Source organism: Streptomyces sp. NPDC089424 (assembly GCF_044749345.1).
GTDB lineage: Bacteria > Actinomycetota > Actinomycetes > Streptomycetales > Streptomycetaceae > Streptomyces.
The window spans coordinates 819755-833796 of sequence record NZ_JBIVHU010000003.1 but is presented as its reverse complement, the minus strand read 5'-3'; the positions used below and the strand labels follow the sequence as shown (position 1 = coordinate 833796).

At 72.5% G+C, this 14042-nt stretch carries 17 protein-coding genes; 1 reads left to right on the top strand and 16 read right to left on the bottom strand.

Annotation, left to right across the window (positions count from 1 at the left end; translation table 11 throughout):
* Positions 1-211: 211 nt before the first annotated feature.
* From ACIP2X_RS18890 to ACIP2X_RS18865, 6 genes are all read right to left on the bottom strand, one after another.
* Positions 212-2740 (bottom strand): hypothetical protein, encoded by a 2529-nt coding sequence (locus ACIP2X_RS18890; protein ID WP_401674123.1) that lies wholly within the window; start codon positions 2738-2740, stop codon positions 212-214.
* 635 nt (positions 2741-3375) lie between these two features.
* A complete protein-coding gene (locus ACIP2X_RS18885; RefSeq protein WP_401674121.1) occupies positions 3376-3555 on the bottom strand; it encodes a hypothetical protein in 180 nt (59 codons plus the stop codon).
* 72 nt (positions 3556-3627) lie between these two features.
* A complete protein-coding gene (locus ACIP2X_RS18880; protein ID WP_401674118.1) occupies positions 3628-4041 on the bottom strand; it encodes a hypothetical protein in 414 nt (137 codons plus the stop codon).
* A gap of 66 nt (positions 4042-4107) precedes the next feature.
* A complete protein-coding gene (locus tag ACIP2X_RS18875) occupies positions 4108-4872 on the bottom strand; it encodes a hypothetical protein (RefSeq protein WP_401674116.1) in 765 nt (254 codons plus the stop codon).
* 179 nt (positions 4873-5051) lie between these two features.
* Positions 5052-6119, bottom strand: coding sequence for a hypothetical protein (locus ACIP2X_RS18870; RefSeq protein WP_401674114.1), 1068 nt, complete (start codon positions 6117-6119; stop codon positions 5052-5054).
* Between the two features lie 170 nt (positions 6120-6289).
* Positions 6290-7306: a hypothetical protein gene (locus tag ACIP2X_RS18865; protein ID WP_401674112.1), complete on the bottom strand. Its 1017-nt coding sequence runs from the start codon at positions 7304-7306 to the stop codon at positions 6290-6292.
* Between the two features lie 182 nt (positions 7307-7488).
* Here ACIP2X_RS18865 and ACIP2X_RS18860 point away from each other — a divergent pair, with 182 nt between their 5' ends.
* Entirely contained in the window at positions 7489-7758 is a 270-nt protein-coding gene (locus tag ACIP2X_RS18860) for a hypothetical protein (protein WP_401674110.1), read from the top strand.
* 169 nt (positions 7759-7927) lie between these two features.
* Here the strand turns inward: ACIP2X_RS18860 and ACIP2X_RS18855 are convergent, their stop codons facing one another.
* The 10 genes from ACIP2X_RS18855 to ACIP2X_RS18810 all read right to left on the bottom strand — a co-directional run bounded on the left by ACIP2X_RS18855 (position 7928) and on the right by ACIP2X_RS18810 (position 13946).
* Entirely contained in the window at positions 7928-8161 is a 234-nt protein-coding gene (locus tag ACIP2X_RS18855; RefSeq protein WP_401674107.1) for a hypothetical protein, read from the bottom strand.
* Between the two features lie 146 nt (positions 8162-8307).
* Positions 8308-9684 carry a hypothetical protein gene (locus tag ACIP2X_RS18850; RefSeq protein ID WP_401674105.1) on the bottom strand — a complete coding sequence of 459 codons (1377 nt, stop codon included), beginning with the start codon at positions 9682-9684 and terminating at the stop codon, positions 8308-8310.
* Complete coding sequence (locus ACIP2X_RS18845) at positions 9684-10079, bottom strand: hypothetical protein (protein WP_401674103.1); 396 nt, start codon at positions 10077-10079, stop codon at positions 9684-9686. The genes ACIP2X_RS18850 and ACIP2X_RS18845 overlap by 1 nt, the downstream gene beginning before the upstream one ends.
* A 17-nt stretch (positions 10080-10096) precedes the next feature.
* Positions 10097-10960 carry a hypothetical protein gene (locus tag ACIP2X_RS18840; protein ID WP_401674100.1) on the bottom strand — a complete coding sequence of 288 codons (864 nt, stop codon included), beginning with the start codon at positions 10958-10960 and terminating at the stop codon, positions 10097-10099.
* The gene (locus ACIP2X_RS18835; RefSeq protein ID WP_401674098.1) at positions 10960-11691 is read right to left on the bottom strand and encodes a nuclease-related domain-containing protein; all 732 of its coding nucleotides are present in this window, start codon (positions 11689-11691) and stop codon (positions 10960-10962) included. Before ACIP2X_RS18835 ends, ACIP2X_RS18840 begins: the two co-directional genes overlap by 1 nt.
* On the bottom strand, positions 11688-12857 hold the full coding sequence (locus ACIP2X_RS18830; protein WP_401674095.1) for a hypothetical protein: 1170 nt from the start codon (positions 12855-12857) through the stop codon (positions 11688-11690). The genes ACIP2X_RS18835 and ACIP2X_RS18830 overlap by 4 nt, the downstream gene beginning before the upstream one ends.
* Before the next feature lie 84 nt (positions 12858-12941).
* Positions 12942-13187 carry a hypothetical protein gene (locus ACIP2X_RS18825; RefSeq protein ID WP_401674092.1) on the bottom strand — a complete coding sequence of 82 codons (246 nt, stop codon included), beginning with the start codon at positions 13185-13187 and terminating at the stop codon, positions 12942-12944.
* Positions 13187-13360 (bottom strand): hypothetical protein, encoded by a 174-nt coding sequence (locus tag ACIP2X_RS18820; protein WP_401674090.1) that lies wholly within the window; start codon positions 13358-13360, stop codon positions 13187-13189. The genes ACIP2X_RS18825 and ACIP2X_RS18820 overlap by 1 nt, the downstream gene beginning before the upstream one ends.
* Entirely contained in the window at positions 13357-13503 is a 147-nt protein-coding gene (locus ACIP2X_RS18815) for a hypothetical protein (RefSeq protein WP_401674087.1), read from the bottom strand. Before ACIP2X_RS18815 ends, ACIP2X_RS18820 begins: the two co-directional genes overlap by 4 nt.
* Complete coding sequence (locus tag ACIP2X_RS18810; RefSeq protein ID WP_401674084.1) at positions 13500-13946, bottom strand: hypothetical protein; 447 nt, start codon at positions 13944-13946, stop codon at positions 13500-13502. The genes ACIP2X_RS18815 and ACIP2X_RS18810 overlap by 4 nt, the downstream gene beginning before the upstream one ends.
* Positions 13947-14042: the final 96 nt, after the last annotated feature.

Below are 14042 nucleotides of genomic sequence, written 5' to 3'. Positions count from 1 at the left end.
CCGCCAGCCGACCTACCAGCTCACAGCCATATACGGGACAGTTCTTAGGCGGTTAGTTCAGGAGGGGAACTGCATGGGCTTTTCGGCACACCCCACGGTTCGAGCCATCGTCTTCGAACCCCCGTCGCGGGCGGGCGGTGTTCGCGGAGCTGGAACGAGGGAGGCGGGCCCTCGACCGTGCCGAGAGCCCGCCCCTCCCCGATCTGACCGGTCAGACCTTGAGGATCAGCGCTTCCACCTGTTCGAGCGTCGTCACGCTGGCTTGCGCCGCGGCCCGGGCCTTCGACAGCTTCTCCATCCACTCGATCCGCCGCTCGGCCGGGAGCGACTCCTCCTCGAGCTGGACACGCAGGCGGTGCGCCTCCTCGAAGTCCGTCATCAGGGCGTGGGCGGCGTCCACCGCCTTCTGGTAATTCCCCTCCGCCAGTTCGACCCGCGCCGGCAACTCCCGGCGCAGCTTGACGAGCTGGTCGCGCGGGTCGGCGGCGGCCTCGCCATGCACGGTGGGCGGGGCGTCGGCGTCCGCAGTATTCCCAACGCCTGCAGGCGCGTCGGCGGAGTTCCCTGACGCAGTCGGCGCCGGGGCACCGAGGCTCACGGGGAACAGCTCGTCGAACCACGCCTTGTCGGCGACGTAGCGGGTGGGCCGGCCCTCGGTGTCAGGGGCGATCACCATCCCCGCGGTGATCGCCGTCCGGTCCGCCTCGGCCCAGTGCTGCTCGCCGTAACAGATCAAGGGCGTGCCATCGTCAGGCTCGGGCGGCCGCGGCGCGTCCGGGTGCTCCAGCACGGCCTTCGCGAACGCAAGGAGAAGGGCCTGGCTGACACCCGGCGCGCTCACCGTGTACGCAAGTGTCAAGGCGGCGAGGGCGTTCTTGGGCGTGCGGCGCACCCCCTTGCGCCCATCGCTGGCCTCGCTGCCCTGCCCCGGGGTGATGAACGGCTGCGGAGCATGGATCAGCGCCGGTGTCATCCGCCGGACCAGGGCGGTCCAGGCGGTCGCGTCACCGGCCTCCGCCCCGAGGAGCAGCTCCGTAAGCGGCCTCGGATCCTGTCCGGCGCCCTCCCTGGTCTCCGTGGTGCCGAAGAGGCCGAGGGCGGAGAGGATGTTGCCCCGGTGCACGAACAGCTGCGCGACGGCGGCGGACCACAGACGCATGCGCCCCTCGGCTGCCTTCGCCCGGATCTGGCTCCACGCCGGCTCCTGCAGCGTCCCCCTGACGACCGGCCAGAACCGCCCGGTGTCGCGGACGGTACGCCCGTTCGCCTGCTGCGGCTCCTCGGACGGAATCCCGGGGAACACCAGCGCGGTAATGGCCCGGACCGCGATGTCACGCAGCACGACCGAGGAGACGTCTGCGCCTGCGGGAACGAGCGGCTCCAGCGGATCGAGCGGCCCGTTGACCGTCAGCGCGTCGCGCACCCCCGTCAGATCGAGGAGGTCGGCCCCGCGCGCATCGGGGAACGCCTCGGCGAGCGCGTCCGCGAGGAGGGAATCCCTGGCGTAGGCGTCGACAAGCGTCGCGAACAGGGCGATCAGCCGCGCGTCCTCGTCGTAGGGCTGAATGCCGCGCAGGTGGTCGTTGACGTTCAGGGCCCGCAGGACGTGTTCCAGGGCCTCGGGCTTCGTGCAGCCGATCACGATCTCCGCCGACACCGTGGCGATCTTCGCGGCCCGGAGCGACGGGTCGGTCGCCTCCGTCTCCGGCTTCGCACCATCCCGGTTGAGACGAGCGGAGAGCCGGTTCAGGATCTCCCGCAGACTCAGCAGCAGGGGCTCAGGGCCGTCCTTCTTGTCCTTCGGCAGGGGCACGAGGGACTGCGGCATACCCATGACCAGATGCTCCGGACGCACACGGAAGACCTCCAACCGGGCCAGCGCCCGGTTGTTCCCCGTCACTGCAGCCAGTCGCCACGGCTTCGACACCGTTCCGTCCGCGTGGGCGATCTGCCACTGCTGCAGGACGTTCATGCCCTTGGAGAGCTGACCGGCGTCCGCGAGGGACTCGGCCAAGTCGTATCCGCGCTTCGTTCCGGCGCGCTTCAGGTTGTCGGCGGCGTACCGCTGCATGTGCACGGCCACCGCGTACGGCTGCTCGGCGAGCGTGAGCGCCGCCTTCGGCTGCCCGTCCTCCTGGACGGCGCGGACCACGGGCCGCGGCCGCCGGTGGCCCAACGCGGCAAGTAGAGCGTGCTTCTCGGCCTCAAGCTCGTGCAGGTGACGGATGGCGTCCTGGTGCTTCTGCGTCGCCGCCGCCAACGCCTGCGACGCGTACGCATCGTCCCCCGGCGCCCGGCGCAGCGCCTCCCGCTCCTTCTCGGCGGACTTCGCGCTCTTTGTGGCGTCCTGAAGCGCCATCTCGGTGGCGACGAGATCCTTGACGCGCTGGCTCGCCTCCGGTGCCGGCGACGACCAGCAGATGGCCGTGCGGTCGTTGAGGTCCCAAGGGACCACCGCGGCGCCGTGGACATCGCAAGTCAGCAGGAGCACCTGTTCGTCGCCGGCCTGCACGATCCGGTAGGCGTTGGGCTTGAGGACCTTCCTGCCGCGCTGAGTGGCGATCAGGGCCTTAATCTCGGTGTCCGGGAGCGCGGCGGCCAGACCCTCGAGGATCGCCTGCCGCGGAGGCGGTACGACCTCGTAGTCCGCGCAGGTGTTCTCGATCGCGTCCGCCAGACGGCCGGCCCAGAGGGCGTTGCCGATCTGCGGGTAGATGTCGTCGGACCGTTTCTCGGCCATGATGTCGTCCTTCCACCCGGGGCATCCCGGGCGAGCACAGAAACTCCCGACCGTCGGGAGCGAGTCACGCGCCCGAGTGCAGAAGACTCGTGCCAGCGAGGAATCGGGCCGACACCCGTGAAGGTGTGCGACGGTCCTCGCCCCGTACGGTCCACCGGTCAGCGTCCGAAGAACGATCAGCCCCAACAGCGCCTCGGTGGCACCTGGACCGCTCGCAGCTTGCTCCTGCTCCGCCGGAGGCGGCATGAGGCGGACGCCGGTGATGAGCCACCGACGTGCAGCACGGAATTTGTCACCGTCTGCGGCCCAACCGCCATTCGGGGCAGTCGAGTTCACCCAATCAGGTGAACGGATGCCACAACCAGACCGCGGGGCGCATGGGTTGGGATACATGTGCGCCGGCAAGCGACGGGATGCCTGGTTCTGGTCACCATGGCGCGCCCCTTCGGTGTGCGGGTCGAGCCCCTCACCCTTCCCAACCTCGAACGCTAGTCAATCTCTGTTGCCCAAAATTAGTTGGGCAATGGGTGTTGGTTCAGGTGGGAGTGATCTTGACCCCTGCGTCTCACCTCCCCAGGAGACGGGCAGGCCCGGGCGCATATCGGGTGCGCCCGGGCCGGCGGGTGTGGGTGGAGTCAGTGCGCGAGGGCGGTGGTGTCCAGGTCCAGCAGCACGTCCGGGCGGTCCGCGTAGCGCTGGACGTAGCGGTTCATCAGCTCCGGGAAGTCCTTGGGGTCGGCGGTGGACTCGCAGGCGAGCAGCTCGCCGTCTGCGGTGCGGCGGGCGGCGACTCTGTACAGGGCGGGTGCGGTCATGGCGGGTGGTTCCTCTCCGGGGTGGTGGGCCGGGCGCCTATCGGGTGCGCCCGGCCCGGGGGTTGGGGGTGGTCAGTCGGTGGCGGTCTTGGCCAGGGCGGCGTAGGCCAGCGCGGCCCCGGCCCCCTCGCGCCAGGCGGTGGCTGCCGGGCCGTCCCAGCTCGTGGCGTAGTCGCCGGGTACGGGCACGCCGCGCCAGGTGGCCGGGGCGGGGATGCCGGGTTCGGCCTCGTCCAGGGCTGCGGCGGCGATGCGCTCGGCCACCTCGGCGGCGTCCCCGCCCACGCCGTACTCAACTCCCGGGCCGCGCAGGCACCAGTGGCCGCGGCCGATGTAGGTCAGCTCCCAGCGGATGCCGCCGTGGTCCACGACGCGGGTCACGCGGGTTCCGGGCTTGAGGGGGCCCAGGGTGATGCCGGCGGCGGTCAACTCCTCCTGGAGGGCGGTCAGGTGCTCGGCGGGGGTGTGGCGCGGCACGATCGACATGGGGTGTGCTCCGTTCCTTCGGTGGGGCCGGGCACCGTGCGGTGCCCGGCGGTTGGGGGTTGCGGGTCAGGCGGTCAGGACCAGGGCGACGTCCTCGGCGATCTCCACGGCGGGGGCCTCGGCCAAGGCGACCTTGAAGGTGTCCTTGCGGCTCTTGCGCGGGGGAACGCCCAGTCCGGCGTCCAGGTAGGCCACGGCGACCTGGTCGGCGTCGATGACGGTGCCGCCGTTGGTGCGGGTCACGGTCACCCGGCCGTACACGCCCACGGGCAGGCGGCGCAGCCACCTCTCCTCAGCGTCGGCCAGCTTGGCCTGGGCCTTGGCCTCGGCGTCCAGCGCCTTGAAGCGCTCCGCGTGCGCCTCAATCTCGGCGACGGCGGGCAGCTCCCCAGCGGGCAGGGTCTTGTCCTGCTCGGGGGCGGGGGCGGCGGCGCGCTCGCCCAGGCGCTGGGCCACCTCGCCCACCAGGCGGGTGGCGGTGGCGGCGGCGCGCAGGGCCAGGCGGTCCAGGCGGCGGGCGGCGGTGGCGGCGGTACGGGCGGCCTGGCGGGCCTCGTAGCGGGCGACGCGGGCGGCCTGCTCCAGGGTCACGGCCTTGTCCAGGCGGGCGTGGAGGCGGCGGGTGGCGGCGGCCAGGCCCTTACGGGCGCGCTCGGCCTTGCGCAGCTCGGTGCGGGCGGGGGCGACGTTGGCGCGGGCGGCCCGGGCGCGGGCGGTGGCGCGCTGGGCGGCCTTGGCGGTCTTGGCCTCCTCGCGGCGGGCGGCGGTGAAAACGTCCTCCGCCTCAACGAGGCGGGCCATCTGCTGCGCGGTCTTGGCGATGATGCTCATGGCGCTGTCCCTCCGTTCCGTCCGGGCCCCTCGCCCGTCCTGACACCACGTAAGTTACCCAACACGCGTTGCCCAAGTCAAGTTGGCCAACGTGTTTTGGAGTGTCGCGTGTCGCCCTGGACGTGCCGGCGCCCCGTCCCCCTCGGCGGGGGCGGGGCGTCCGTGGCAGGGTCGGCCGGTCAGGCGGCGTTGCGGTTGTCGATGACCCGCTGAACCTCCGCGCGGCGGCGCAGTACGCGGGTGGCGGCCAGGACGGCGGCCATGTCCACGGTGCCGGGCTCGGCGGGGGCGTCCTCCGGGATGGGGTTGCCGGTGAAGTCCACGCGGATCGGGGCCGCCTCGCCCCGGACCCACACGCGCTCACCCTCGGCGCTGCGGGCGACGACCAGCGCCACCTTGTTGATGGTGAAGCGCTGCTGTGCGGCGTTCCAGCGGGGCATGCGGCGCATGGCGGCCACGGCCTCCTGGACGGCGGAGGCGTCCAGGGTGAGGGTGCGGTCGTCGCTGTCGCAGCCGTTGATGTGCAGGGCCTCCAGGGCGGCGGTGTAGGCGGTCACCTGGACGGGCTCGGCCGGGGCGGGCCCACTGTCCGCCTCGGGGGCCTGCTCGGCCTCGGCCGGCTCGGTCACCTCGGCCGGGGCGTCGTCCACCTCAGGGGCCGCCTGTCCGGCGACGTCGGCGGCCGGGGCCTCGGGGGCCTGCGGCTCCTCGGCGGGCGCGTCCTCGGTGACGTCAGCGGCGGGGGCGGGGGCGCCGTCCACCACCCAGACCTTGGTGGCGACGCCGCCCGAGAACTCCACGGTGCGGCCCTGGGTGTCCTCCAGGTAGCGGTAGCCGCCGCGCTCGGTCCACTGGCGGGTGAAGGTGTGGCGCTCGCCCTTGATCTGCTTGGCGGTGCCCCAGGGGGTGAGCACCAGCTTTCCGCGCACCTCGTGCAGGTCGCCGTGGATCTGGAACGCGCCGTTGGCACCTACGCCCTTGAGGGTGCGGTACTCGGGGGCGGCCTCGGCGTCCGGGGTGGTCTCGGCGGGGACCTCCTCGGCGGCCGGAACCTCGGCGGCCTTGGCGACCAGGGCGGCAGCGATCTTGGCGCACTTCGCGCACACCTTGTCCTTCCGCGGGGTGACCAGGACGCTGCTCGGGGTGCTGCCGCACAGGGTCTTGGTGGCGCCGGTGGCGAGCAGGTGCACGGTGCGGCCGGAGCCGACCTGAACCGGGGTGGTGGTGGCGGTGGCGGTGGCGTTCATGGCGTGTCCCTTCCTTCGGGCCGGGCCCCTTGCCCGTCCTGACACCACGTAAGTTACCCAACATGTGTTGGGCAAGTCAAGTTGGCTAAGGGGTCGGGAGTGTCCGCCGCAGGTCCGGACACGCCGCCGCCCCGCCCGAGGTGCGAGCGGGGCGGCGGCCGGCGAGGGAGTCAGCGACGGGCGGCCTCGTCGCGCAGAGCATTGGCGAGCATGGTGGAGGCCTGCGACCGGTAGGCCTCCAGACCGTGGGCGTAGGTCCCGGCCGAGGTGATCCAGCCGTAGCGGGCGGAGTGGAGGCGGCCGACCCGGAACGTGTAGCCGATCAGCCGGCCATCCTCGGCGCGCTCGGCCTCGAACGCCTCGGCGAGCGGATGGGTGCCGACCACGCGGTCCCGGGCCTGGCGCTCGCCACGGAACGGCTCCTCCAGGCGCTGGCGGATCTCGGCGGCGGCGTCCTGGGTCACCCGGGCATCCGTGCCGGTGTACGCCTCGTCACGCAGGACAGCGCGGCGGGCCTCGGACTTCCATTCCTGGTCGACCTGCTCGGCGACCTGGAGCACCTGGGCGGCCGGGATGCCCAGTTCGCCGGCGATGTCGGCGAGCTCCGTGGGCCACTCCCTGGCCACGGCGTCCCGGGCGCCGTCCAGGTCGTGGAAGTGGCCCACGATGCCGTCGCGGCGCTGCGCGTAGGGGGCCCATGCGGCGTACCGGCCCCGGCGCTTCTTGCGGGCGCCCTCGTCGTGGACGGTGCCCAGGAAGGTGCCGCCGCGCTTGACGACCCAGCGGCCCGGGCCGTCGTCCTTGGCGTAGACGGTGTCCTGGTCGAGGCAGGCGATGATCCGCTCCAGGGAGTCCGTGGGCTGCGTGAGGAGTTGGGCGATGTGCTCCTGCCGGGGGGCGTCGTCCAGGCCCGTGCGACGGGCGAGGCGGGCGGCCTTCTCGGCCTGCCAGCGGTACTCGCCGCCCTCGCCGACGCTGACGACGTTGCGGGTGGACACCCAGTGGTAGCGGGCACGGGCGCCGTGGGCGGTGCGGAACGTCCACGCGATGCGCTCGCCGTCCGGCTGGTCGACAGGCTGGAATGCGTGGCTGGTGATGTAGCAGCCAAGGATCAGGATTCGGGCGGCGATCTCGGTTTGCAGGTCCTGGCGGTGCTGCTCGCCGTCCCGGGGGGTGGTGTTCGCCATGGGGGCCTCCTGGTGCCGTGGCCGGCGCCGTTGCCCGGCCCTTCACCACAAACGTTACCCACCATGCGTTGGGCAAAGCAAGTTGGCCAACAAGACTTGTTGAAATTGCGTCGCTACGCCTCACGTGCGACTTGCCGTTCGGGGACTTGCTTGGCCAACGCGAGTTGTGTAAGTCTTCCGTCATGAGTGAGTACACCCCCAGCGACGATGTGGTGGCCGGCATCAAGGCCGTGGAGGACGCGGAGGAGGCGTTGAGACAGCGCCGGCAGGAGCTGCGCGAGGCCGTGGCTGCCGACCTCCTGGCCAATCCCGAGGCGACGAACAAGGTGGTGGCGGACAAGCTGCCGTTCACCGAGGAGTACGTGCGGAAGGTCGCCCGCGACTTCGACGTCCCGCGCAAGCGGCAGCCCACCGTGCGCTCCATCAAGCCCACGAAGCGCGCCACCAAGTAGCGCCGCCGCCACGGGCCCTGGGGGCCAGGGACGCGGGGCGGACACGTCTGTTCTCGTGCCACCTGCCTGGCTGCCGCGTGTGCGCCTCAGTCCCGAAGCAGCACAACGAAAGGCCGCCCACCTGAGAGTGTGGGCGGCCCTTCGTGGTGCACCGGGGGTGCGGTCCGGGTCAGCGCATGAACACGGCGGCGACCAGGACCACGAGCAGGACGGCGGACGCAATGGCCTGGCCGCGGGGGATGTCCATGAGGCCAGCAACGGGTACGTCGATGACGCGCTCGCCGTCCGGGATGAGGCCAGCGTGGGCGAGGTTGCGGTGTCGGCGCGCCTCGGCCTGGTACAGGCCGTCTGTCATGCACACCGGTGACGTGCTCCCGCAGTCGTCGCAGCGGTACCTCTTCATGCCCGTGGCCCTCCTCCTCACAGTCTGTGTCTCCATGGTGACCGATTGAGAGGTGCGGGCGGAACCGTTTCGGGTGGATCGGGCCGTGAGGTTGCGCGCGATTCGCTCACAGTTCGAGGCGGTGCCAGCCGCGGCGGGGTCCCGCTTCACCCCTCGTCGTGGTGGTGGACGATCACGGTGCGGTCGGGGTTATCCGGGTGCGGCTCGAAGTGATACGGCCGCCCGGCGGGCCAGTAGGTGCCGTCTACACCCAACCCCTTCTGGGGCCCCTCTTCCGGTGTTGGCATTGTTGTTGTTGGCTCCTGACCTGCGACAACAGCGTCCCCCGGGGCGGGGTCAGGAGAGGGGGGCGGCGGCGGGAAGTCGTTGGTGTGGACGCCGGGCCCATTCCCGTCTGGCGTACGCACCCCTGCCCGCACCTGGATGCCGGCCCCACTCAGCGCCTTCCGGACGGCCCGGGTGTGGGGCTGTGAGAGGTGCTGTCGGAGGGTGGTGAGGAGCACCCCGCTACCCCCTCGGTAGAGGTGGTGGAGGGCCCCCGCGATGGCCTCCGGTGTGGGGGACGCGGGGGGCTCTGCGGGGGGCTCTGCAGGGGCCTCGGCGGGGGCCTCTTCCTCGGGCTCGTCGAGGCAGTCGCCGGCGGCCTCGGCCGGCTCCTCGTCGGGGGTGTCGGCCGGCTCGGCGTGGGGCCGGTCCGAGGAGGTGATCCGGGACCACCAGGAGCGCCGCGCGGCTGCCTGCTCGTCGCCGTCCTGGTTGCCCTTGGCCCCGGCGTTGGGCCCCTTTCCCTTGGTCTTCTTCTCGGCGGCCTGGGCGCGCTGGCGGTGCCGCTCCCCCAGGGCAGCGCCGAGCCAGACGACGCCGATGCCGGCGGTGCCGTACAGGGGCCAGGTGTCCACGGTGCGGTAGGCGAAGTACCCGCTCAGGAAGGCCAGGCCGAGACGGCCGGGGCCCTTGACGCTGGCGGGGCCGTACTCGCCGCGGAGCCACGCGGCGCCGTGGCCCAGCAGCATGACGCTCCCGGCAACGACGTCCACGGCGATCGCCAGAAGTCGGCCCGGCCTGCCTTCACGGCGCTGGACCTGCTGGGCGCGGGCGCGACGGGTGGCCGTTACGCCAGCGGTGATGACCTGGGGGAGGGCGGCAACGTCGGAGTACGGACGCAGGTCGGGCATGGCGAGGGCCCGCCGGGGAGTGTCACCCTCGTCGTCCTCTTCGTCCTCCTCGTCGTGCAGGTCCTCCACCAGCTCGTCGCCGGTGTCCGGCTTCTCCTCCGTCTCGGGCTCAGCGGCCGGGGCGGGGGCGGGCTCGGGGACCGGGTGCTGCTCCCCCGTCGCATCGGGCGCCGGGAGCTGCTCGACTTCCGGGTCGGGGGTGTCGTGCTGCTCCTCCGCCGGCTCCAGTTCGGTGGCCGGGGCGGTGGCGGGCTCCGGGACCAGGTGCTGCTCCCCCGCCGTATCGGGCGCCGGGGGCTGCTCGTCGTCCGGGTCGGGGACCAGGTACAGGGCGGCGGGCATCTGCATCACGCCCAGTGCATGGCGATGATTTGGATCCGCTCCGCCAGGAAGTGGAAGGGACCCGCCTCCGCTCCGGCGCCGACGGTGGTGAAGGCGATGCCCAGGAACGCCACCTTGCGCAGGGAGTTCTTGGCGAACAGGACGACGGCGACGATCGCCATGCAGAGGCCGGCGGCGGTCATCTTGGGGATGACTCCCCCGGCCATGCCGGCGCCGTCCATGATCAGGTCGGAGAACCAGGAGAACGGCTCTCCGGCCGCTCTGTAGGCGCAGCCAGCGACCGTGGCGAGGAACAGCGTCCAGCCCCAACTCAGGGTGTGCTTACCGCCGCTGGTGGTGCCGAACCACAGGGCGATGGTGAGGGCCAGGGCCACGCCGCCGATACCGAGGTGCATGTCCATGAGGTGCTGTCTCCAGGTCAGTTGGTGAGGGGGGCGCTGTACCAGAGGGCGCCGACGACGACGGACGTCGACAGGGCGCGGACGGCCCAGGCGAGCAGGGGGAACAGGTTGCGGACGCGGTAGTCGGCCATGAGCAACAGCCCGAGCAGGCCCCAGGTGGCCACCGCCTCCAGGTCGTCGGCGGGGCGGTCGGCGATGAACCGGTGGCCCTCGTAGCCGTAGGCCGGTACGCCGAAGTAGAGGCCTGCGCCCAGGCCGGTGCCGTGGTAGATGAGCCACCGGGTGTGGGGCTCCATGCCTCGGTACCAGGTGAACAGGTTGTGCTTCTCGGGCGGGGGACCGGGCGGCCGGCCGAGGGCGGGCCGTGCCCAGCGAGGTTTGTCCTCCGCCTTGCCCTTGGTGGACTTACGGCTCGCTCCGGCCTTGCTGTCCGGCTCGTCGTCCTCGTCGTCCTCGTCGTCCTGGTCGCCCTGGTCGCCCTGGTCGTCGTCCTCGTCGTCGTCGTCGTCTTTCGTGGGGCCTTTGGACACACGGCGGCGGGAGGGACGGGGGCCGTGGGTGGCCGACTTCTCCTCGCTGTCCGGCTCGTCGTCCACGTCGTCCTGCTCGTCGTCGTCCAGGTCGCGTGGCTTGTCGTTCCTCCACCACTCCACCAACCTGTCGTTGAGCGCACGGGCGGGTGCGGCCTGCTCGGGCTCCTGCTCTCCCGTCTCCAGGTCAGCGTCGGCGGGCTCCGGCTGCGCTGGGATGCTGGGCTCGCGGCCGGTGCCGTCCACGCGGCGATGCAGTTCCTGCCGGATACGGTCCTCCGCCTCCTGCTCGGTCTCGGGCTCTCCGCCCCGGACGGCGTGCAACGTGCGTTCGTCGGGTCCGGCGGTCATCAGGTCTTCCTTCCGGTCTTGGGAGGCAGCAGGCGCTTGGCGGTGTCCGCCAGGCGACGGGCGGGGATGGTGGTCAGGTGCTGGCGGTCCAGGGCGCGCAGGATGTCCACGGCGTCCTCCGCCGGGACCAGCCGGATGCCGCGGAAGCGCAGTTGCGTGCCGCGGAGCATCGGGCCGACCACGGCGGCGAGGGGAACCACCGGCACCGACAGCAGGTTGGAGACCGTGCGTGTCTCGTAGAGCAGCCCCCGCATGCGACTGGAGATGTCCCGGTTGCCGTAGAGGAGGCGGTTGCCAGACACGGTCAGGCGGAAGCGCGGGTGGTACTTCTTGGCGTCGACCACGGCGACCAGGCCGCGCGGCCCGATGGCCAGCAGGTCGACGTTCGCCTCACCGCGAGGCAGCGCGCAGTCGGCAAGGAACACCCACCCCTCCCCCGTCAACGGCTCCAGGAGCGCGGCCACCTGCCGCTCCCCCTTGGCTCCCTGGGTGAAGCGCTGCGCCCGGGCCTCCGCGCGGGTGGGGATCCCGGCCGCGGTGGCCAGCCGCACAAGCGGTGTGCGCAGCTCCCGGGCGTGGGCGTCGGCGGAAGCGCCGGCGCCCACGATCGGTTGGCCGCCCGGGCGAGCGTCCGCCGGTCGGCGGGCGCTTCCGGTGCGGCCCGGGCCGCGATAGCGCAGCCACAGGTAGGCGGCGCCCGCGACTGCCACGAGCAGGACGGCGTGCTTCACGAGGCCTTCCGCTCCTTGGACTCCTGCCGGCGGCGGGTGCGGGTGACGGTGTCGGTGAACTTCACGCGGTCGCCGCCGTCGTCGCCGCCGCGCAGCTCCAGCACGCGGGCGACCATGTCGGCGTCGCTCTGCTTGGGGTCCTCGGTGCGCGCCTGTCGGACGGCCGCGGCGATGGACAGCGGACCCACCGGGCGCAGGCCCGGGGTGGTGCTCTCGTCCTGCTTGGGCTCGGCCTGCTGCTCGCTGCTGCCGGACGCACCAGCGCCCACCGGGGTAACCGGCGGAGCGGGCGGCACGGGAGCGGCAGGCGGCGGCACAGGCGCCGTGGGCGGCGCGGGAGTGGCGGGCGGCGGGGGCGGAGTGCTCGGCGCGGGCCCGGACGGGTCCGGGACTGGACCGGACACGTGTCCCTGTCCGGGCGCGGGGGCAGGGTCGACCTGTCCGGACGTGTCCGCGGCCTGGAGTTGCTGGGGCTGTCCAGCGGCCTGGGCCAGGATGGCCTCCGCGGCCTGGAACTCCGGGCCGCTGGCGCGCATCTGGACGGCACGCCGGTTGAGGCGGGCCAGGCGGGTCCCGAGGAGGAACCGGCCGGCCATGTGCTGCTCCTGCTCGGCGACCCAGTGGGCAACGCCCGCATCGAGCTGCACGCGGTCCAGGCCCATGATCAGCCACCACAGGCCCTTGGCGGCCAGGTCCAGGCAGGAGCCGACGACGCCGGCGGGCAGCTGCTCCATCTCGTGGCCGTACGTGATGACGGCGCCCATGCCGATCAGGAGCATGATCCACCCGGCGTTGCGGGCTCGGGCGGCGCGGGCGGCGTCCACGCGCTCGATGTGCTCGATGCCCAGGCACACGAGCCATGAGGACGTGAAGACCGCGCCCACGGTGTAGGCGACGCCGGGGTGCAGCATGCGGCCGAGCAGGCCGCCAACGCTGGCGGTGGTCCCGGCTGCGGCGAGGAGCGTCACGACGACGGCCACGGCGGTGGCGCCGCGTCGAATGATCTCGTCCCAGTCCCGCGGTGGCAGGGCTACCCACTCCACGGTGGTCACCATGCGCGTGGATGGACGGCCGTCGATGACGGTGGTGTCCGGCCGCTGGACCTTGACCCTTTTGCGGCGCGCGCCGGGCTGCCAGGCCTGCGGCGTCTCGGGTGTCTCGGTCATGGTGGTGCCCTCCGGGCTAGTGGGTCATCAGGAGGCCCGGCCGCCTCCGAGGGGGAAGTGGGCGGCCGGGCCGGTCAACAGAGGTCAGGTGAGCCTGGAGTTGTGGCCCTTGCGGGCCAGCTCCTGCTTGCCTCGACGGGCCCGCTCCGCGCTGGCCTGCCGGTCCTCGGCGGTACGCCGCTCCTCGGCCTCGGCGATCGCTTTCACCGCCGCGGCATGCTCGGCCGCCTTCCGCCTCTCCCGGGCTTCCTGCTCCCGGCGCAACTGGGCGGCCAGTTCGTGGTCGTTACCGGGGCGGAGCGACCGCGCGAAGTCCTTGGCCCTCCCCATCAGCGCCGCCCCCTCGGGGTCTCGGACGCGGACTTGCCGTTCCACTTGGCCGTCTCGGCCTGGGCGACAGCGTCCGCCGCACGGGCAGCGCGCTCCTTGGGAGTCCCGCGGTCCTGCTGGCAGGCCTCGACCGTCGCGGGTTCCGACACGATCCGGTTCGTGGGTCGCTTCATCGAGCACCCCCGCCCTGGCTGCCGGTGGCGGCACCGTTGATGCGGGCGTTGTCCTGGCCCATGCGGACGGCGTCACCGTCACGCCTGCCGCGGCCCTCGGCGTACGCCTGCCGGGCCCGCTGCTGCTCGTTCTGCTGGCTCACCGGGCCACCGCCTGCGCGCGGCGAGGCGCCGGAACTCGGCCGGACTCATCGGTGCGGCGCGGGCCCGGCACCGGGTGCTTGGGAATCGCGCGCTCGTTGTCGTCCCACTCCCCCTGGACGCCGGACCAGTCATAGCCGAGCGTCCTGGCGGCCTCCGCGACCGTGACCGCGAACACCTCCCGGGCCACGTCGGCCGGGACCTGCCCCACGGCGCGCAGCGCCGTACGCGAGACGCTCACACCTCCGCCGTGGCAGCTCCGCCCGCCCCGCTCGTACGCCCGTGCCCCCACCAGGACCGTGAACTCCATCGCGTTCACCGAACTCTTGGGGTCCTCGACGGCCAGCGTCCGCGCGACACCGGCGAGCACCAGTGCCGCCTTGGACGCGTGTTCACCGGTGACGTCCCGGGCCAAGCCCAGGGGTCGATCAGTAAGGTTCTCCATGCGTCAGCTCCATCTGACGTGGCCCCCCGCCAGCGTTTCCTAGGCCCTGGCGGGGGGCCGTTGTGTAGGCGCACCTCGCGCCGGTTGCCCAAATTA

What these genes read in the sequence shown, in the direction of transcription:
- ACIP2X_RS18855 (WP_401674107.1), bottom strand. Translation starts at nt 8,161, where the DNA reads ATGAAGAGGTACCGCTGCGACGACTGCGGGAGCACGTCACCGGTGTGC.
- ACIP2X_RS18860 (WP_401674110.1), top strand. Translation starts at nt 7,489, where the DNA reads ATGAGTGAGTACACCCCCAGCGACGATGTGGTGGCCGGCATCAAGGCC.
- ACIP2X_RS18825 (WP_401674092.1), bottom strand. Translation starts at nt 13,187, where the DNA reads ATGGGGAGGGCCAAGGACTTCGCGCGGTCGCTCCGCCCCGGTAACGAC.
- ACIP2X_RS18850 (WP_401674105.1), bottom strand. Translation starts at nt 9,684, where the DNA reads ATGCAGATGCCCGCCGCCCTGTACCTGGTCCCCGACCCGGACGACGAG.
- ACIP2X_RS18820 (WP_401674090.1), bottom strand. Translation starts at nt 13,360, where the DNA reads ATGAAGCGACCCACGAACCGGATCGTGTCGGAACCCGCGACGGTCGAG.
- ACIP2X_RS18880 (WP_401674118.1), bottom strand. Translation starts at nt 4,041, where the DNA reads ATGTCGATCGTGCCGCGCCACACCCCCGCCGAGCACCTGACCGCCCTC.
- ACIP2X_RS18890 (WP_401674123.1), bottom strand. Translation starts at nt 2,740, where the DNA reads ATGGCCGAGAAACGGTCCGACGACATCTACCCGCAGATCGGCAACGCC.
- ACIP2X_RS18830 (WP_401674095.1), bottom strand. Translation starts at nt 12,857, where the DNA reads ATGACCGAGACACCCGAGACGCCGCAGGCCTGGCAGCCCGGCGCGCGC.
- ACIP2X_RS18845 (WP_401674103.1), bottom strand. Translation starts at nt 10,079, where the DNA reads ATGGACATGCACCTCGGTATCGGCGGCGTGGCCCTGGCCCTCACCATC.
- ACIP2X_RS18870 (WP_401674114.1), bottom strand. Translation starts at nt 6,119, where the DNA reads ATGAACGCCACCGCCACCGCCACCACCACCCCGGTTCAGGTCGGCTCC.
- ACIP2X_RS18865 (WP_401674112.1), bottom strand. Translation starts at nt 7,306, where the DNA reads ATGGCGAACACCACCCCCCGGGACGGCGAGCAGCACCGCCAGGACCTG.
- ACIP2X_RS18840 (WP_401674100.1), bottom strand. Translation starts at nt 10,960, where the DNA reads ATGACCGCCGGACCCGACGAACGCACGTTGCACGCCGTCCGGGGCGGA.
- ACIP2X_RS18810 (WP_401674084.1), bottom strand. Translation starts at nt 13,946, where the DNA reads ATGGAGAACCTTACTGATCGACCCCTGGGCTTGGCCCGGGACGTCACC.
- ACIP2X_RS18885 (WP_401674121.1), bottom strand. Translation starts at nt 3,555, where the DNA reads ATGACCGCACCCGCCCTGTACAGAGTCGCCGCCCGCCGCACCGCAGAC.
- ACIP2X_RS18875 (WP_401674116.1), bottom strand. Translation starts at nt 4,872, where the DNA reads ATGAGCATCATCGCCAAGACCGCGCAGCAGATGGCCCGCCTCGTTGAG.